The sequence below is a fragment of the Massilia sp. GER05 genome (assembly GCF_052056005.1).
Taxonomy (GTDB): domain Bacteria; phylum Pseudomonadota; class Gammaproteobacteria; order Burkholderiales; family Burkholderiaceae_D; genus Telluria; species Telluria orientalis.
On record NZ_CP178858.1, the window covers coordinates 3,426,153 to 3,444,495 of the forward strand.

Below are 18,343 nucleotides of genomic sequence, written 5' to 3' on the forward strand. Positions count from 1 at the left end.
ACGAATGTTAGCAAACATTGGTAGCGTATATCATGCGCTCGGGATGACGATACCATTTGCGATATCGGTCGCGCAAAAAATTCCATTGGTCGCTGGGATGTTTGATATTTAGATTAGCATTTTATATTTAATCAACATTTTTTAACCAAAAAGTGGTCTTGCCAGGCGAAACTGGAAGTTTGTTTGCGCAACCATTTGGTTGGCGTTCTACCATCCAGAGAACAAAAAGAAGAGAGGACGACACAATGAACTACCACGCCATCCGCGCGACCTGAGGCGCACGACCTGATTCCCCGACAGTCCCGCCGACCGGGATCCGAGCACCTCGAACGCGTGTTCGAACGCTATTACCGGGCCGACGCGGCGCGCGGCGCGGGGAACTCGATCGGCGATTTCCGCCCTGACGCCGACTGGCGTCAGGGCGTCCACACGACCCGCACGGCGAGCGCGCGTTCGTATTCGCTGCGCGTGGCGGCCGACCCGAATTCCGCATGGCGCGGATCGAACAGATTCTGGCCGATGATCGACAGCTCGACGCCGCGGCGGATGCGCCAGCCCCAGCGCGCATCGACGGCCGTGTACGCGGGCACGCTCGGGCGCGGCAGCGCACCCACGTGGCGCAAGGTGACGTCGAATTCCTGGCCGGCGCCGATGTCGTACGAGGAGCGCACCTGCCAGTAATGCGTCGGGTCGCTCGTGAACAGGCCCGTCGTTCCCGACAGGTCGCGGCTGCCGGGCTCCAGGGTGGTGCCGACGCGCTGCACGACGCCGCCGCCGGACAGGCGCCACGCATCCGCCGCCTGCCACGTGGCCCACGCTTCGATGCCGCGCGTGAGGCCGTCCGCCCGGTTCTCGAACACGGAACCCGGGCCGGACGGATTCGGCTCCAGCGTGCGCAGCCGGTCGTAGCGGCTGAAGAACAAGGTGGTCGAATACGACAGGGACGCCGAGGGCCGGCCGCGGTAGCCCAGTTCGAACACCTTGGCCGTCTCCGATTCGAACCCGGGACCACCCGCCACGCCATACTGCGGCACGCCGTTTACGACGGGCGGCCGGATGGGACTGTACAAATCGCGGTCGATGCGCGACGGCGCCCGCACGGCGCGCGACAGCGACGTCCACACGAGGGCAGCCGGCCGCGGATTCCACGCGAGGCGCAAGGTGGGCAGCATTTCGACGCCCGTGTAATTGTTGTCCTCGATTTTCAGGCCGGCCGTGAGGCGCAGGTTGTCGCGCAGCGCGATCTCGTCCTGCGCGAACAGGTTCGCCCAGCGCAGGTTCAGCGTTCCGGGCAGGAAGCCGAACGCGGGGCCGTTCTCGACGCGGTCGTGGCCCAGGCGGTAGCCGCCGCCCCACACGACATGGTGGCTGCCGCCGACGTGCACGGCGTGCTGCAACTGCAGGTCGAACGTGTCGAGGCGTTCGTGGAAGGCGTTCGGCTGGTCGCGCTCCGTGTGGTCCCAGTACAGCTGGACGGTGGCCGACGAGCCGTCCCCGAACGTGCGCGCCGCGCGCCCCAGCAGGTTGGCGCCGGCGACCCTGATGTCGCGCGTATTCGCCTGGCGCAGCCGCGCGTCGTAAACGTCGCCCTGGACCGTGAGCCCATCGCCCCAGTCCGTGCGGAACCCGGCCTGGTCGCGGTGCCAGCCCGTTTGCGTGGTGGCGCCCGCCGCCGTGTGCGTGTCGTCGTTTTCGGCGTGCTTGGCGTAGGCGCGATAGTGGCCGTCGCCTTTCATCCGGCCGCCGTAGCGCACGGCGCCGTCGCGCGCATCCTTGCCGAGGGTCGCCGCCAGCAGCGCGCCCTGCGTGGCGGCGGACGACTTCGTGATGATGTTGATGACGCCGTTGACGGCATTCGCACCCCACAAGGTCGCGCCCGGGCCGCTGATCACTTCGATGCGCTCGACGTCGTCCAGCACCACGTCCTGCACGTCCCAGAACACGCCGGAGAACAGGGGAGAGTACACGGTGCGGCCGTCGATCAGCACGAGCAGCTTGTTTTCGAACGGGCTGGAAAAGCCGCGCGCCGTGACCGCGTAATTGCGCGCATCGACGCGCGCCACCTGCAGGTTGGGCGCGAGCCGCAGCGCTTCCGGCAGCGACGCGGCGCCCGCGCGGCGGATGTCGTTGCCCGTGATGACGAAGATGGAGGCCGCCGCGTCGGACAGCGATTCCGACCGTTTCGATACGGACGTGACCTGGATGTTGGCCAGTTCTTCCAGGCTCAGTTCCGCGATATCGTCGTTCTGTGCGGGGACGATGGCCCTGGCGGCCGGCGCGGCGAGGAGGGCGGCGAGGAGGGCGGAGACCCGGACGGCCGCGGGAGGAAACAATGTGGAACTGAGCATGGTAACAGGACACATTTAGTCGAATTCGCAAGATTGTATTGCAGAAATCGATTTGTTACCGATACCATCGTGCCGTGCGCGGCTTCCACATTTTTTATGACGGCGATAAGCGATTTCATAATTGCGGAGACGGGACACAATTCGGACAATCCGACAAAATCCAACGGAGACACTGTGAACACATTCATTCCAGCGCACGGCCGCCGCCGGCGCGCCCTGGCCGGCCTGTTGCTGGCCGCCGCCGCATGCGCGCTGCCGGGCGCGGCGTCCGCACAGACGACCCCCGCCGCCGCGCCGGCCGCCGGAGCACCGTCCGCCGACGACGACGCGGCCGCCCGCATCGCCTGGTGGCGCCAGGCCCGCTTCGGCATGTTCATCCACTGGGGGCTGTATGCCATCCCCGGCCGCGGCGAGTGGGCGCAATTCATGGAACAGACCCCGGTGAACGAATACGCGAAGCTGGCCGGCCAGTTCAAGCCGCGCCACTTCGACCCGGACGGGTGGGCGCAGCTGGCGAAGTCCGCGGGCATGAAATACATGGTGTTCACGTCGCGCCACCACGACGGCTTTGCGATGTTCGACGACGGCGACAATCCGTTCTCGAGCACGAAGACGGCCGCGCAGCGCGATTTCGTCGCGGACTACGTGAAGGCCGCGCGCAAGGCCGGCATGGGCGTGGGGCTGTATTACTCGCCGCTGGACTGGCGCTATCCGGGCTACTTCTTCCCCGACCTGTACCGGGACAGCGCGGAAGCGATGCGCGCCCAGTACCACCGCCAGATGGAAAAACTGCTGTCCAACTACGGCAAGCTCGACGTGCTGTGGTTCGACGGCGGCGAGACCGACTGGCTGAGCTTCGGCGGCGACTGGTCCGCCGCGCAGTGGCAGAAGCGCGCGCCCGGCAAGCACTACGGCGGCGGCTTCGACTGGCAGCACGACAAGGTGCACACGATGCTGCGCCGCCTGCAGCCGAACGTCGTCATCAACGGCCGCGCGGACATGAAGGAAGACTTCCACTCGCGCGAAGGCGACGGCGCGCTGGGCGACTTCGACGACCAGCATCCGTGGGAGCTGTGCACGACGATCGCCGGCGCCTGGGGCTACCAGCCGAACATGCAGCCGAAGCCCCTGAAGCACTACATCCAGCTGCTGGCGAACGTGGCGGGACGCGACGGCAACCTGCTGCTCAACGTGGGGCCCGACCCCGACGGCCGCATCGATCCGGCGCAGGCCCAGCGCCTGCGCGAGATCGGCGCATGGCTGGGCAAGCATGGCGACAGCATCTACGGCACCCGCGGCGGGCCGTTCCTGCCGGGCAGCTGGGGCGCGTCCACGCGCCGCGGCAACACGGTCTATGTCCACGTGCTGAACTGGCCGGGCGACAAGCTCGCGCTGCCGGCGCTCCCGGCCCGCGTCGTGCGCGCGTCCGTGCTGGGCGGCGGCGCGGCGAAGGTCGAGCAATCCGCGCGCGGCATCGAGATTTCGGTACCGGCCGCCGCGCGCGACGACATGGACACTGTGGTGGCCCTGCAACTGGATGCGTCCGCCGAAGGGCTCGCGCCCGTGCGCTGAAAAAACGTTCGCCGCTCCGGTGGATTTCATCATTGCCCGCGCAGGCCGGGTATCCGCACAATGATGATTTTCTACCTGGAGCACGAATGCGTTCGCAGACGGCGACCCTTACCCGGGCGGCCCTGATCCGCCTGGCGGCCCGAGCCGCCACGGCGCTTGCCATATGGACCGGCGTGGTCCATGCCGCAACCCCTGCCGCGGCCGCGGCCGAAGCACCTACCGCGCGCCAGCGGCAGAATTTCAACGCCGGCTGGCGCTTCCACCTGGGCGACATCGGCGGCGCCGAGAAGGTCGACTTCGACGACGGCGACTGGCAGGCCGTGGGTCTCCCGCACAGTTTCAGCACGCCTTACTTCCAGGCGCCCGAGGTGTACGTCGGCTACGGCTGGTACCGCAAGGATCTCGTGCTGCCGCAAGGGACCGCCGGGCGCCGCTGGACGCTCGAGTTCGAAGCCGCGTTCCAGACGGCCGAGGTGTACGCCAACGGCCGCAGGATCGCGCGCCACCGCGGCGGCTATACCGGCTTTCCCGTCGACCTGACCGGCGCCCTGCACCCGGGGCGCAACGTGATCGCCGTCCGCGTCGACAACACCTGGGACCCGACGCTCGCGCCGCGCGCCGGCGAACATATCTTCAGCGGCGGCATCTACCGCGACGTCTGGCTCGTGACGACGGACGACGTGCACGTCCCGTGGACCGGCACGGCCGTAACCACGCCGGGCCTGACGGGCCGCAGCGGCGCCGTGCGCGTGGCGACGGAGGTGCGCAACGACGGTCGCAAACCGGTCAAGGTGACGGTGCGCACCCGCATCGCCGACGGCCGCGGCGCCACCGTCGCCGTGCTGCCCGACGCGGCCGTCCGCGTGCCGCCGGGGCAGACGCTGGACGTCGCGCAGGAGTCCGCGCGGCTGGCGGGCCTCGAGCTGTGGAGTCCCGAGACGCCCACGCTGTACCGCGCCGTCACGACGCTCGACGTGGCGGGGCGCCAGCGCGACCGCTTCGAGACGTCGTTCGGCTTCCGCACCATCAAGTGGACGGCCGACCAGGGCTTTTTTCTCAACGGCGAGCACCGCTACTTCCGCGGCGCCAACGTGCACCAGGACCAGGCCGGATGGGGCGACGCCGTGACGAATGCCGCCATCGACCGCGACGTGCAGCTGATGAAGGACGCCGGTTTCGATTTCATCCGCGGCTCGCACTATCCGCACGACCCGCATTTCGCCGAGGCGACCGATCGGATCGGCATGCTGTTCCTGCCGGAGGCGCCGTTCTGGGGCACGGCCGGCATGAGGAGCCCGTGGAGCCGGTCCGCCTATCCGCCCGAAGCCGAACACCAGGCCGCGTTCGAGGACAGCGTCAAGCAGCAGCTGGCGGAACTCATCCGCATCAACCGCAACCATCCGTCCGTCGTCGCGTGGGGCATGGACAACGAGGTCTTCTTCACCGACAAGGAGACCTTGCCGGCCGTGCGCAAGCTGCTGGCGGACGAGGTGGCACTGTCGCACAAGCTCGATCCCACGCGGCCCGCTGCCGTCGACGGCGCGCAGCGGGGAGACATCGACCGCATCGGCGACATCGCCGGCTACAACGGCGACGGCGCCGTGCTGTTCCCGAATCCCGGCATCGCCAACTTCGTCGCGGAGTACGGCTCGACCATCTCGGACCGGCCGGGCGAATACGACCCGGGCTGGGGCGACATCGAACGCACGCCGGGCGCGAAGGCGGGCGAGCCGGCGTCGTGGCGCTTCCCGTGGCGCGCGGGCGAAGCCGTATGGGCCGGGTTCGACCACGGCTCGATCGCGGGCAAGTTCGGCTCGATGGGCCTCGTCGATTATGCGCGGCTGCCGAAGCGCAGCTGGTACTGGTACCGCAATGCCTACCGCGGCATCGCGCCGCCCGCGTGGCCGCAGCCGGGCCAGCCGGCCGCCCTACGGGTGACGGCCAGCAGTCCCGTCATCCGCCACGCGGACGGCACGGACGACGTGCAACTGGTCGTGACGGTGTTGGATGCGGCCGGCAGGGCGCTGTCCAACAGCCCGCCCGTGAAGTTGGCGCTGGAAGCGGGGCCGGGCGAGCTGCCGACGGGACGCAGCATCGCGTTCACGCCGGACGGCGACATCCCGATCCGCGACGGCCAGGCCGCCATCGCGATGCGCAGCTGGCAGCGCGGCACGACGCGCATCCGCGCGACGTCGCCCGGCCTCGCCGACGGCGTGCTGACGGTGGAGACGGTGGATGGTCCGGCCTTCGTCGACGGCGTGACGCCGCTGGCGGCCGACCGGCCGTACGTGCAACGCAAGATGGCGGTGGGGGGAGAGCAGGCGTTCGGCCTGAAGAATCCGACGCAGGCCAGTTCGAGCGCGGCCGATCACGCATCGTCGCTGGTCAACGACGGCGACGCTGCCACGTGGTGGGCGCCGGCGGCGGACGACGCGGCGCCGTGGATCGCCATCGACCCCGAGCGCATCGTGAATTACCGCCGGCTGGCGGTGCGGTTCGCGCCGGGTGGGCGCTGCGCCGTGACCGCGGAAGCGCAGGATACGGGCGGCGTGTGGCAGGTGCTGGACGACGTGCCGGCGGCGGCCGACACGTTCGACGTGCCGGTGCGCGCCGTCACGGGACGGCGCTTGCGGCTGCGCCTGGCGGGCGCCAACTGCCGCATCGCCGACGTCGTCATCACGGGGACGCCGGCGACCTTCTGGTGATCAGCGCACGTTCTGCTTCTTGATCAGTTGATCGAGCATGGCGTGTTCTTCTTCCGTCAAATCGGTCAGCGGCGCGCGCACCGGGCCGCCGTCGTGGCCGACGAGGCGGGCGCCCGCCTTCACGATCGACACGGCGTAGCCGGCCTTGCGGTTGCGGATCGCCAGGTAGGGCAGGAAGAATTCGTCCAGCAGGCGGTTCGTCGTCGCGTGGTCGTCCTGCGCGATCGCGTGATAGAAATCCATCGCCAGTTGCGGCATGAAGTTGAAGACGGCCGACGAGTACACGGGCACGCCCAGCGCCTTGTACGCGGCCGCATACACTTCCGCGGTCGGCAGGCCGCCCAGGTAGCTGAAGCGGTCGCCGAGGCGGCGCCAGATCGACACCATCAGTTCGATGTCGCCGATGCCGTCCTTGAAGCCGATCAGGTTGGGGCAGCGGTCGGCCAGCTGTTCCAGCGAGTCCGCGGTCAGGCGGCATTGCGCGCGGTTGTACACGACGACGCCGATGTTCACCGATTTGCAGACTTCTTCCACGTGCGCGACGAGGCCGTCCTGGCTCGCTTCCGTCAGGTAGTGCGGCAGCAGCAGCACGCCTTTCGCGCCCAGGCGCTCGGCTTCCTGCGCGAACGCGATCGCGGCGCGGGTCGGGCCGCCGACGCCGGCGAGGATCGGCACCTTGCCGGCGCACGTGTCGACCGCGGTCTTGATCACCTGCGAGTATTCGTCGTGCGTCAGCGAGAAGAATTCGCCGGTGCCGCCGGCCGCGAACAGGGCGGTGGCGCCGTACGGGGCGAGCCATTCCAGGCGTTCGATGTAAGTGTTCTTGCGGAAGTTGCCTTCGGCATCGAAGTCGGTGATGGGGAAGGACAGCAGGCCGGACGACATCACTTGCTTGAGTTCTTGCGGATTCATTTGCGCTCCAGGGCGGTGGGTTTAACTTGTCAGACATCGTACAACTAAGCCCGCGACGTCGCAAGAATAATTTGCGATATCGTTGTTTCGGCGCCGGTCAGCCGGCGGTGCGCGTCGTCGCCCGTTCGACGAGCTGGAAGCCCACGTCGACCACGTTGTCCGCCGGCGCCTCGCCTTCGATCTTGGCGATGAGCGCCCGCGCCGCCTGCACGCCGATCGCGCGCTTGTCGACGTGGACGGACGAGATGGGAGGATGCGTGTACGCGGCGAAGTCGAAGTCGCCGAAGCCCATGATGCCGAGCGATCCGGGCACGGCGATGCCTTGCGCGTGCGCCTCGATGAGGGCGCCATGGGCCAGCACGTCGGAGCTGCACACGACGACGTCGGGCTGGTGGCCCTCGGCCAGGATCGCGCGCAGGCCTTCGCGGCCGAGATTCATCACGGTCGGCGGGGTGGCCATGTGCGTGGCGATGGGCACCACGCCATGCTGTTTCAGTTCCGCCTCCAGCGCCAGGCGCCGCCGGTTGGCGCGCTCGTCGCGCGCGCAGATCGATGCGAAACGCCTGTAGCCTTTACTTAAAAGGTATTGCGCGACCTTTTCGCCGACCCGTTCCTGCGAAAAGCCGATGGCGATGTCGATGGGGGAGGGCGTCAGGTCCCACGCTTCCACGACGGGCACGCCGGTCGCCAGCAGTTTCTTGCGCACGCCGGGGTGATGATGGATGCCGGTGAGGACGATGCCGTCGGGCTGGCGCGACAGGATCGCCGTCAGCAGGTCTTCTTCCTTTTGGCGTGAATAGTTCGACACCGACAGCAGCAACTGGTAGCCGTGCGCCGACAATTCGTCGTTGAGGCCCTGCACCGTTTCGGCGAACATCGAATTCGACAGCTGCGGCACGATGGCGGCGATGAGCTGGCTGCGCTTCGTCGTCAGGCTGCCGGCCAGCATGTTCGGGATATAGCCCATCGCGGCCGCCGCTTCTTTCACGCGCGCGATCGTGTCCGGCTTGACGAGCTTGGGGTTGTGCAGCGCGCGCGATACCGTGATGGGAGAGAGGCCCGCCAGCCGCGCGACGTCCTTCAGCGTGATGCTTTTCGGGCGGTCTTCGTTGGTGGGGAGGGGGTCGTCTGCGGGATCCATCATGTTGTTGTGTTCTTTATCACTTGTACGACATCCGATCACAAAACGCTTGCGTTCGAAGATGATTGCGGTATCATACCAAACACCTCGGCCGACCTACCGGCCCTATTTTTAAGACAAGAATGATTGCGGTGTCATTTTTGCGCAAAGTGCGTGCTTGTTGTGCTTTGCTGTTAAATGATTGCGCAATCATGGAGACGCTGATGACTATCCCCCGCACCATCCGCATGCACGAGAACGACAACGTCGCCATCGTCGTCAATACCGGCGGCCTGCCGGAAGGCACTATCTTCCCGGACGGGCTGACCCTGGCCACCCGCGTGCCGGAAGGGCACAAGGTGGCGCTCGTCGACATCGCCCAGGGCGCACCCATCGTCCGCTACGACGTGACGATCGGCCATGCGCTGCAACCGATCGCCCGCGGCACGTGGATCGAGGAATCGCTGGTCGGCATGCCGGCCGCGCGCGGGCTGGACGACCTGCCGAAGCCCGTCCGCGACCGCGTACCGTTGCCGCCGCTGGAAGGCTATACGTTCGAAGGCTTCCGCAATCCGGACGGCTCGGTCGGCACGCGCAACATCCTCGCCATCAGCGAGACGGTGCAGTGCGTGTCGGGTGTCGTCGCGTTCGCGGTCGACCGCATCAGGAAGGAGCTGCTGCCCCGGTACCCGCACGTGGACGACGTCGTCGCCATCGAGCACACGTACGGCTGCGGCGTCGCCATCGACGCGCCCGGCGCCGAGATCCCGATCCGGACGCTGCGCAACATCGCGAAGAACCCGAACTTCGGCGGCCGCGTGATGCTCGTGAGCCTGGGCTGCGAGAAGCTGCAGCCGGCGCGCATGTTCCCGCAGGGTTCGATCCCGATCCAGACGCCGAAACAAGAGCTGGATACCGTGTGCCTGCAGGATGCCGCGCACGTGGGCTTCGGCGACATGATCGACTCCATCATGCGCACGGCCGAGAAGCATCTGGCGGTACTGAACGAGCGCCGGCGCGAGACGGTGCCGGCGTCGGAACTCGTCGTCGGCGTGCAGTGCGGCGGCAGCGACGCGTTCTCCGGCGTGACCGCGAATCCGGCCGTCGGCTTCGCGAGCGACCTGCTCGTGCGGGCCGGCGCCGCCGTCATGTTTTCCGAAACGACGGAAGTCCGCGACGGCATCGACCAGCTGACGGCGCGCGCCGCCGACGACGACGTCGCGCAGGCGATGATCCGCGAGATGGCGTGGTACGACGAGTACCTGAAGCGGGGCGGCGTGGACCGCAGCGCGAACACGACGCCGGGCAACAAGAAGGGCGGCCTCGCCAACATCACGGAAAAGGCGATGGGGTCCATCATCAAGTCCGGCACGGCGCCGATCGCGGGCGTGCTGGCGCCGGGCGACAAGCTCCAGCAGAAAGGCCTCATTTACGCGGCCACGCCGGCCAGCGATTTCATCTGCGGCACCCTGCAGCTGGCCGCCGGCATGAACATGCACGTGTTCACGACGGGCCGCGGCACGCCTTACGGCCTGGCCGCCGTGCCGGTCGTGAAAGTCGCCACGCGCGACGATCTCGCACGCCGCTGGCACGACCTCATGGACATCAACGCCGGCCGCATCGCGACCGGAGACGCCACGATCGCGGACGTCGGCTGGGAGTTGTTCCACTTCCTGCTCGACGTGGCGAGCGGCCGCAAGAAGACGTGGGCCGAGCACTGGAAGCTCCATAACGCGCTCACGCTCTTCAATCCGGCGCCCGTGACCTGACCGCACGGACGACCACACAAGACAGAGAACAGCAAGGAGACAATGTGAAGAAAGCAGTATGCATCGCCCTCGGCCTGGCCGCGGGCGCGGGCGCGCACGCCCAGACGAATGTGACCATCTACGGCATCGCCGACGCCGCGTTCGTCGGCGAGAACGGCGGCGCCGCCGGTCACCGGACGAAGATCACGAGCGGCGCCGCGTCCGCATCGCGCATCGGCTTCCGCGGCACGGAGGACCTGGGCAACGGCATGTCCGCGTTCTTCACGCTGGAGACGGGCGCGAAGATCGATACGGGCGAGCTCGATGCCGCGAACACGATCTTCAACCGCCAGGCGTTCGTGGGCATGAAAACGAAGGCGGGCGCGATCGCCTTCGGCCGCCAGTACACGCCTTACCACCTCACGCTGACGTCCGTCGCCGATCCGTTCGGCACGGGCTACGCGGGCACGGCGAAGAACCTCTTCCCCGACAACGGCACCAATGTCCGCACCAGCAACACGATCACGTACACGTCGCCCAAGGTGAACGGCGTGCACGCGGAACTCGCGTACAGCGCCGGCGAACAGACCGAATTGTCGGCCGGTCGCCAGTTCGGCGGTGCGCTCGACCTGGCCCGTGGCGCCCTGCGCGTGCGCCTCGCCTACAACAGCAAGAACACGGACGTGGCGGCGGCGGGCGTGAACCACGACCTGGGCCGCAACGTGCTCCTCGGTGCCAACTACGACTTCAAATGGATCAAGCTGTATGGCGCATTCGAAGTCGACAAGGGTTATAACAGCGCCACCCTGGGCAACGCGAACAACCCGTACGGCGGGGTGAAGCCGACGCCGTCGACGGACGGCCGCGAGATCCTGCTCGGGTTCTCCGCGCCCGTCGGGCCGGGCACGCTGATGTTCTCCACGCAGCACAAGGACGACCGCACGCACTTCGACCAGGACGCCCGCGAGTGGGGCATCGGTTACCTGTACGCGCTGTCCAGGCGCACGGGCCTGTACGCCGCGTACGCACATATCCATAACAAGAACGGCGCCGGCTACACGGTCGCCAACAACACGGAGCCGGGTACGGGCAACACCGGCTTCAACCTGGGCATCCGCCAAACGTTCTGAGTCCGGCGGCCACACCAATCTCTGGAGGGACCATGGAGCACACAACGACCGCCGCCATACCGGCCGCAACCACCAAACTCGCGTCGCGCACGCGCTGGGGCATACTCGCCATCCTGTTCATCGTCACGACGGTCAACTACGCCGACCGCGCCTCGATCTCGATCGCGGGTCCGGAAATCCGCAAGGCCCTGGGCCTGTCGCCCGTCGAGATGGGCTTCGTTTTTTCCGCGTTCGCGTGGTCGTACGTGGCGGCGCAGCTGCCCGGCGGCTGGCTGCTCGACCGCTTCGGCTCGAAGATCACCTATTTCTTCAGCATTTTTCTCTGGTCGCTGTTCACGCTGCTGACGGGCGGCGTCGGCTTCCTCACCGGCGCCGCCGCCGTCGGCACGCTGTTCGTGCTGCGTTTCCTCGTCGGCGCGGCCGAGGCGCCTTCGTTCCCCGGCAACAGCCGCATCACGTCGGCGTGGTTCCCCACGCACGAGCGAGGGCTCGCGTCCGCGCTGTTCAACTCCGCGCAGTATTTCGCGACCGTGCTGTTCGCGCCGATCATGGGCTGGCTCGTCCACGCGTTCGGCTGGGAGAGCGTGTTCATCGTGATGGGCGGCCTCGGGATCGCGCTGGCCTTCGTCTGGCTGAAGGTCATCCACGGCCCGAAGGACCACCCGTCCGTCAGCGCCGGCGAACTGAAATACATCGAGGAGGGCGGCGCGCTCGTCGACCTGGATGGCGGCAAACGCGCATCGCAGGCGCCCGCGGTCGACACGCTCGCCTGCGTCAGGGAGCTGCTGTCCAATCGCATGCTGCTGGGCGTGTACATCGGCCAGTACTGCATCAACACGCTGACGTACTTCTTCCTCACGTGGTTCCCCGTGTACCTCGTGCAGGAGCGCCACATGACGATCCTGAAGGCGGGCTTCGTCGCATCGCTGCCCGCCATCGCCGGCTTCCTCGGCGGCGTCGTGGGCGGCGCGATCTCGGACCGCCTCGCGAAGGCCGGCTTCTCGCTGTCGATGTCGCGCAAGGTGCCGATCGTGTGCGGCATGCTGCTGTCGATGAGCATGATCGCCTGTAACTACATCGACACCGACGCCGTCGTCGTCGCCGTGATGGCGCTGGCCTTCTTCGGCAAGGGCGTCGGCGCGCTGGGCTGGGCCGTCGTCGCGGACACGTCGCCGAAGGAAGCGGGCGGCCTGTCCGGCGCGCTGTTCAACACCTTCGGCAACATCGCCGGCATCACGACGCCCATCGTCATCGGCTACATCCTGCAGGGCACCGGCTCGTTCGCGGGGGCGCTCGTGTATGTCGGCGCCAACGCCGCCGTCGCGATCTTCAGCTATGTGTTCATCGTGGGCGAGATCAAGCGCGTGAAGCTGGTGAAGTCGCTGACAACGGCTTCGTAGATAGTTTGAATCCGATCGGCGGGTCGCTGCGTACAGGAGGGAGCGGGGGAGGCTGTTCTGTCCGCGTGCGGCGGCCGCGTCGTCGACGACGCGGCCGCCGGCCCGCTGGCCGATCCGAAGGAAGTTCGCCCGGTTCATGGTCGACCTGGCGGCCGTCATGACGCAGGCCACCTTGACGGCCGCGCACTTGCCGCAGACCGGATTGTCCGTGCGCGAGCAATACCTGTCCGCACGAATGTAATCGTTTCCAGTCCTGTCATTGTACGGTTACAATGTTTTCATTAAATCAATGACAGGGGCGACGTGAGCCAGGAGACCGACCAGGACGACCAGCTATACCACCTGCTCGCGGCCGTGGCCCTGCAGGACCGCGCCGCGTTCCGCAGGCTGTACGACGCCACGTCGGCGCAGCTGTTCGGCTTCGCGCTGCGCGTGGTGCACAAGGAAGAACTGGCCGAGGAGGCCGTGCAGGATGCGTTCGTCGCGATCTGGTACGCGGCCGCCGGCTATCAGATGCACCTGGCGTCGCCGCTCACGTGGCTGGTGACGATCGTGCGCAACAAGGCGCTGGATGTTCGCCGCCGCGCGCTGGCGGACGGCGGCGACGTCCGGGCCGAGCTCGAGGATGCCGACGGCCTGGCCGACATGACGGCGGGTCCGCACGGACAGGCACAGCTCTCGCGCGACGCGCAGGCGCTGGCGCGCTGCATGGACGCGCTCGCGGACCGCCAGCGCCAGGCGATCGGCATGGCGTACCTGCACGACCTGTCGCATTCGGAGGTGGCGGCGCGTCTCGCCCTGCCGCTCGGCACGGTCAAGACGTGGATCCGGCGCGGCCTCGACCGGCTGCGCGATTGCCTGTCCAGACGGGAGGCCGCATGAATATCCGCGACAACGCGCCGCTGCGCGACCGGCTCGCGGCCGAATACGCGCTCGGCACCTTGCGCGGCGGGGCGCGGCGCCGCTTCGAGACGTGGCTGCGCGACGACCGTCAATTGGGCGCCGCCGTCGCCGACTGGCAGGGCCGGCTCGCGGCGCTGGCCGAACTGCAGCAGCCGGTGACGCCGCCGGCGCGCGTGTGGGAAGGCATCGAGCGCCGCCTCGGACCTGCGGTGCAGACGCAGTGGTGGCAGTTCTGGCGCACGTCCGCCGCGCGGCCGTGGGGCGTGCTGGCGCTGGCCGCGGGCGCGGCCGCGCTCGTGCTGGCCGTGCGCCTCGCCGCGCCGCCGGCGGCCGCGCGGCAGACGCAGCAGATCGCCGCCCTGTCCGACGCCCAGTCGCAGACCGCCATGGTCGTCACGGCCGACACGCGCCACCGCCGCCTGCAGGTGCGCGTGGCGGAAGACGTCCACGTGCCCGCCGACCGCACCCTGCAACTGTGGGCGATCACGCGTACGGGCAAACCCCGCTCGCTCGGCATCCTGCCCGGCAACCGCAGCACGGACCTGGCGCTGGACGCGCGCGCGACCGCGCCGGACGTGGCGCTGCTCGCGATCAGCCTGGAGCCGAAGGTCGGCTCGCCCGATCCAACCGGACCGACGGGACCCGTGCTGTACAAGGGCAGCTGGGCAAGGCTGTAAATCCACTCTTTCATCATCGAGGTGTCGTCATGCGCATGTTCGCCGTCCTGTCCTTGTGTTGCCTGACCGGCGTGGTCCACGCACAGGACATCGTGCCGCGTCCGGCCCGGCTGGAGCGCGGGACGGGCGAGTACGTCCTCACGCCGGCCACCCGCATCGTCGCCAGCGGCGCCGCGCGGCCCGAGGCGTCGACCCTGCGCGACTACCTCCGCCCGGCCACCGGCTTCGACCTGCCGGTGACCGCGCACGACGGCGCCAACGCGATCCGCCTGCGCCTCGACCCGAAGGCGGACCTGGGCAAGGAGGGCTACCGCCTCGTGAGCGACACGCGCGGCGTGACCATCTCGGCGGCGCAGCCGGCAGGCCTGTTCTACGGCATCCAGACCCTGCGCCAGATGCTCCCGGCCGACATCTACCGCCAGGCGCGCGTGAAACGCACGTGGACGCTGCCGGCCGTGGCGATCGAGGACGCGCCCCGGTTCTCGTGGCGCGGCAGCCACCTGGACGCCTCGCGCCACTTCATGCCGAAGGAATTCGTGCTGAAGCACATCGAGCTGCTGGCCCAGCACAAGATGAACGTCTTCCACTGGCATCTGACGGACGACCAGGGCTGGCGCATCGAGATCAAGCGCTATCCGCGCCTGACGCAGGTGGGCGCGTGGCGCCGCGACAGCATGCTCGCGTACGATCCGCCGCGCTACGACGGCAAGCCGCACGGCGGCTTTTATACGCAGGACGACATCCGCGAAGTGGTCGCCTGGGCGGCCGCGCGCCACGTGACGATCGTGCCGGAGATCGAGATGCCGGGGCATGCGCAGGCCGCCGTCGCGGCGTATCCCGAGCTGGGCAACCGGCCGGATCGGACACTCCAGGTCGGCACCGACTGGGGCGTGATCCCGCACGTGTTCAACGTGGAAGACGGCACGATCGCCTTCCTGCAGAATGTGCTGGACGAGGTGATGGACCTGTTCCCGGGCCAGACCATCCACGTGGGCGGCGACGAGTGCCCGAAGACGGAATGGGCGCAGTCGCCGGCCGCGCTGGCGCGCATGAAGCAGCTGGGCCTCGTGCCCGCCACAGCCACGCTGCAGGACATCCAGAACTACCGCGACGCGCAGGGCAAGCCCGCCGAACATCCCGCGCTGCACGGCCTGCAGAGCTGGTTCATCGGCCGCATGGATGCCTACCTGACGCGGCACGGCCGCCGCCTGATCGGCTGGGACGAGATCCTGGAAGGCGGCCTCGCGCCGGGCGCCGCCGTGATGAGCTGGCGCGGCGAGGCGGGCGGCATCAAGGCCGCCGGCGCCGGACACGACGTCGTCATGACACCGGAGCGCGAGACCTATTTCGATTTTTACCAGGCCGACCCGAAGAGCCCCGGCTTCCGCGAACCGATGGGCGTGCGCGACGTGACGACGCTCGCGCGCGTGTACGCGTACGACCCGCTGCCGGCCGCGCTGCCGGCGTCGCAGGCGCGCCATGTGCTGGGCAGCCAGGCGCAGTTGTGGACGGAATACATGGCGACCCCGCGCGACGTCGAATACATGGCCTGGCCGCGCCTGGCGGCGCTGGCCGAGGGCCTGTGGACGCCGAAGGCGCTGAAGGAGTACGCCGGGTTCGAGGCGCGCATGCCGGCGGCGCTGGACCGCCTGCAGGTGCAGGACGTGAACTATCGTCCCCTGGAAGGTCCGAAGTAACGATCGCCCGCGGATGCCCCGCGGGCTGCAAGACCTACTGCATGAACCAGCCGTGGCTGACGACGATCGACTGGCCCGTCAGCGCGTTCGACGGGAACGTCGCGAGGAACAGCGCCGTGTGCGCGACGTCTTCCACGGTCGTGAATTCGCCGTCGACCGTCTCCTTCAGCATCACCTTCCTGACGACGTCCTCTTCGCTGATCCCCAGTTCCTTCGCCTGCTCCGGGATCTGCTTGTCGACGAGCGGCGTGCGCACGAAGCCAGGGCAGATCACGTTCGCCCGCACGCCGTGCTTCGCGCCTTCCTTGGCGACGACCTTGGCCAGGCCGACGAGGCCATGCTTCGCGGCGACGTACGGCGCCTTCAGCACGGAGGCTTCCTTCGAGTGCACGGACCCCATGTAGATCACGGTGCCGCCGCGGCCCTGCGCATACATCCGCTTCAGGCATGCGCGCGTCGTGAGGAAGGCGCCATCGAGGTGAATCGCGAGCATCTTCTTCCAGTCGGAGAACTTGAATTCGTCGACCGGCGCGACGATCTGGATGCCCGCGTTCGACACGAGCACGTCGATGCCGCCGAATTGATCGGCCACTTGCGCGATGCCCGCGTCGACCTGTTCCTCGTTCGTCACGTCCATCGCGACGGCCAGCGCGCGTTCGCCGGTGGGATCGAATTCACGCGCGACGGCCTGCGCGGCCTCCAGGTTGAGGTCCGCGATGGCGACCTTCGCGCCATGGTCGAAATAGGTCTTCGCGATCTCTTTGCCGATGCCGCTGGCGGCGCCCGTGACGACGGCGACTTTGTCCTGCATGTTCATGTCGGTTCCTTTTCTGCGGAGGTGGGGAGGGGAAGGGGATGCGCGGGCGGCGTCAGGAAATCGTAGGTGGCCGGGTTGCACTCGAAGCGCGGCAGCCGGAAGATCTCTTCATGCGCGAGCGTCTTCGTCGCATCCGCGTAGCCGGCCTGCCAGTGTTCCTTCATCGTGCGGCGCGAGAATTCGAAATCCTTGTACTGGCCTTCGTAGGTCGGCGAGCGGTAGACCAGTTCGACGATGTTGTACAGCGCGGGATCGGACGCTTCCGCCAGCATTTGCGCCTGCGGCGTCGCGGCCAGTTCGGGCGGCATCATCGCCAGCAGTTCGTTGAAGGCCGTGCGCAGCTTCTCCGTGCGGCGGAATGCGTCGGTCGCGGTGCGCGTGCGGCTCGAATACTGGATCTCCTTCATGCGCGTCGCGACGGCGGCAAGGTCTTTCGGCACTTCGCCGCGCGCGCTCCACAGGTCGACCTGGAACACGAGCGTGTGCAGGCGCGAACGCGCCGACAGTACCCAGTCGAGCGGCGTGTTCGACACCATGCCGCCGTCCCAGTACCGCTCGCCGTCGATCTCCACCGCGTCGAAGCCGGGCGGCAGCGCGCCGCTGGCCATGACGTGTTCCGGCCGGATGCGGTCCTTCGCATTGTCGAAGTAGGCGAAGTTGCCGGTCCTGACGTTGACGGCGCCGATCGACAGCCGCATCTCGCGCGCGTTGATGCGGTCGAAGTCGACGAGGCGCTCCAGCGTCGCCCGAAGGGGCGCCGTGTCGTAGAAACTCGTCGCACCCAGGCCGGGCCACGACAGGTACGGCGGCGGCACGCGCGGTTCGAAGAAGCCGGGCACGCCCTGCATGAGCACTCTTCCGGCCGCGATCTGGTTGACCCACGCGTGCAGCGTGTCGACGAGCGGCACGCCGGTCCACCGGTCGCCCACGATGCCGTCGCTGGCCGTGCTGACCAGTTCCCAGAATTCGCGCAGGCGTTCGACCCGCCGCTCGCGCGGATTGCCCGCGATGATCGCGCTGTTGATGGCGCCGATCGAAATGCCGGACACCCACGTGGGCTCGACGCCCGCTTCCAGCAGCTTTTCGTACACGCCGGCCTGGTACGCACCGAGCGCGCCACCGCCCTGCAGCACGAGTGCGATGCTGTCGAATTCGGTGGCGCAGGCTTTCGGTACTTCGGCGGGCGCCCGCGTGCCTTCGTGCAGTACGCTTTGATCCCGTGTGTTCACGTGCCGGCTCCGTCGCGGAGCGCTGGGGTTGGGTTCATCCATTCCTCGCTGTGTCAATACGAATCGCAAGCGACCTTGCGTTTGG

13 protein-coding genes are annotated in these 18,343 nt (G+C 68.0%); 8 read left to right on the forward strand and 5 right to left on the reverse strand.

Annotated features, from left to right (window positions below):
* Positions 1-416: 416 nt before the first annotated feature.
* Positions 417-2,348 (reverse strand): TonB-dependent receptor plug domain-containing protein, encoded by a 1,932-nt coding sequence (locus ACL58G_RS15480; RefSeq protein ID WP_440967703.1) that lies wholly within the window; start codon positions 2,346-2,348, stop codon positions 417-419.
* Positions 2,349-2,522: 174 nt separating this feature from the next.
* Between ACL58G_RS15480 and ACL58G_RS15485 the strand changes: the two genes are divergently transcribed.
* Both ACL58G_RS15485 and ACL58G_RS15490 read left to right on the forward strand, forming a co-directional pair.
* Entirely contained in the window at positions 2,523-3,920 is a 1,398-nt protein-coding gene (locus ACL58G_RS15485; protein WP_440967705.1) for an alpha-L-fucosidase, read from the forward strand.
* Positions 3,921-4,006: 86 nt separating this feature from the next.
* Positions 4,007-6,625 carry a glycoside hydrolase family 2 TIM barrel-domain containing protein gene (locus ACL58G_RS15490; protein ID WP_440967707.1) on the forward strand — a complete coding sequence of 873 codons (2,619 nt, stop codon included), beginning with the start codon at positions 4,007-4,009 and terminating at the stop codon, positions 6,623-6,625.
* On the opposite strand, the gene kdgD is transcribed toward ACL58G_RS15490, so the two are convergent.
* Together kdgD and ACL58G_RS15500 are read right to left on the reverse strand one after the other, a co-directional pair.
* Positions 6,626-7,537, reverse strand: a complete 912-nt coding sequence (kdgD, locus tag ACL58G_RS15495) for a 5-dehydro-4-deoxyglucarate dehydratase (protein ID WP_413384897.1) — start codon at positions 7,535-7,537, stop codon at positions 6,626-6,628.
* 97 nt (positions 7,538-7,634) lie between these two features.
* Complete coding sequence (locus ACL58G_RS15500) at positions 7,635-8,681, reverse strand: LacI family DNA-binding transcriptional regulator (protein ID WP_440967709.1); 1,047 nt, start codon at positions 8,679-8,681, stop codon at positions 7,635-7,637.
* Between the two features lie 200 nt (positions 8,682-8,881).
* Here ACL58G_RS15500 and garD point away from each other — a divergent pair, with 200 nt between their 5' ends.
* From garD to ACL58G_RS15530, 6 genes are all read left to right on the forward strand, one after another.
* Complete coding sequence (gene garD, locus ACL58G_RS15505) at positions 8,882-10,426, forward strand: galactarate dehydratase (RefSeq protein ID WP_440967711.1); 1,545 nt, start codon at positions 8,882-8,884, stop codon at positions 10,424-10,426.
* A gap of 44 nt (positions 10,427-10,470) precedes the next feature.
* On the forward strand, positions 10,471-11,535 hold the full coding sequence (locus ACL58G_RS15510; protein WP_440967713.1) for a porin: 1,065 nt from the start codon (positions 10,471-10,473) through the stop codon (positions 11,533-11,535).
* A gap of 32 nt (positions 11,536-11,567) precedes the next feature.
* Positions 11,568-12,935, forward strand: coding sequence for an MFS transporter (locus tag ACL58G_RS15515; protein ID WP_440967715.1), 1,368 nt, complete (start codon positions 11,568-11,570; stop codon positions 12,933-12,935).
* Between the two features lie 303 nt (positions 12,936-13,238).
* On the forward strand, positions 13,239-13,817 hold the full coding sequence (locus tag ACL58G_RS15520) for a sigma-70 family RNA polymerase sigma factor (RefSeq protein ID WP_440967717.1): 579 nt from the start codon (positions 13,239-13,241) through the stop codon (positions 13,815-13,817).
* Positions 13,814-14,515: an anti-sigma factor gene (locus tag ACL58G_RS15525; protein ID WP_440967719.1), complete on the forward strand. Its 702-nt coding sequence runs from the start codon at positions 13,814-13,816 to the stop codon at positions 14,513-14,515. Before ACL58G_RS15520 ends, ACL58G_RS15525 begins: the two co-directional genes overlap by 4 nt.
* A gap of 29 nt (positions 14,516-14,544) precedes the next feature.
* The gene (locus ACL58G_RS15530) at positions 14,545-16,212 is read left to right on the forward strand and encodes a beta-N-acetylhexosaminidase (protein WP_440967721.1); all 1,668 of its coding nucleotides are present in this window, start codon (positions 14,545-14,547) and stop codon (positions 16,210-16,212) included.
* Positions 16,213-16,246: 34 nt separating this feature from the next.
* Here the strand turns inward: ACL58G_RS15530 and ACL58G_RS15535 are convergent, their stop codons facing one another.
* Entirely contained in the window at positions 16,247-17,029 is a 783-nt protein-coding gene (locus tag ACL58G_RS15535; protein ID WP_413384911.1) for a 3-hydroxybutyrate dehydrogenase, read from the reverse strand.
* The gene (locus ACL58G_RS15540) at positions 17,026-18,258 is read right to left on the reverse strand and encodes a patatin-like phospholipase family protein (protein ID WP_413384913.1); all 1,233 of its coding nucleotides are present in this window, start codon (positions 18,256-18,258) and stop codon (positions 17,026-17,028) included. Before ACL58G_RS15540 ends, ACL58G_RS15535 begins: the two co-directional genes overlap by 4 nt.
* Positions 18,259-18,343 lie beyond the last annotated feature (85 nt).

Bases quoted from the DNA above. Each gene is read 5' to 3' on its own strand.
- ACL58G_RS15515 (WP_440967715.1), top strand. From the start codon at position 11,568: ATGGAGCACACAACGACCGCCGCCATACCGGCCGCAACCACCAAACTC.
- ACL58G_RS15535 (WP_413384911.1), bottom strand. From the start codon at position 17,029: ATGAACATGCAGGACAAAGTCGCCGTCGTCACGGGCGCCGCCAGCGGC.
- ACL58G_RS15525 (WP_440967719.1), top strand. From the start codon at position 13,814: ATGAATATCCGCGACAACGCGCCGCTGCGCGACCGGCTCGCGGCCGAA.
- garD (WP_440967711.1), top strand. From the start codon at position 8,882: ATGACTATCCCCCGCACCATCCGCATGCACGAGAACGACAACGTCGCC.
- ACL58G_RS15490 (WP_440967707.1), top strand. From the start codon at position 4,007: ATGCGTTCGCAGACGGCGACCCTTACCCGGGCGGCCCTGATCCGCCTG.
- ACL58G_RS15530 (WP_440967721.1), top strand. From the start codon at position 14,545: ATGCGCATGTTCGCCGTCCTGTCCTTGTGTTGCCTGACCGGCGTGGTC.
- ACL58G_RS15500 (WP_440967709.1), bottom strand. From the start codon at position 8,681: ATGATGGATCCCGCAGACGACCCCCTCCCCACCAACGAAGACCGCCCG.
- ACL58G_RS15480 (WP_440967703.1), bottom strand. From the start codon at position 2,348: ATGCTCAGTTCCACATTGTTTCCTCCCGCGGCCGTCCGGGTCTCCGCC.
- kdgD (WP_413384897.1), bottom strand. From the start codon at position 7,537: ATGAATCCGCAAGAACTCAAGCAAGTGATGTCGTCCGGCCTGCTGTCC.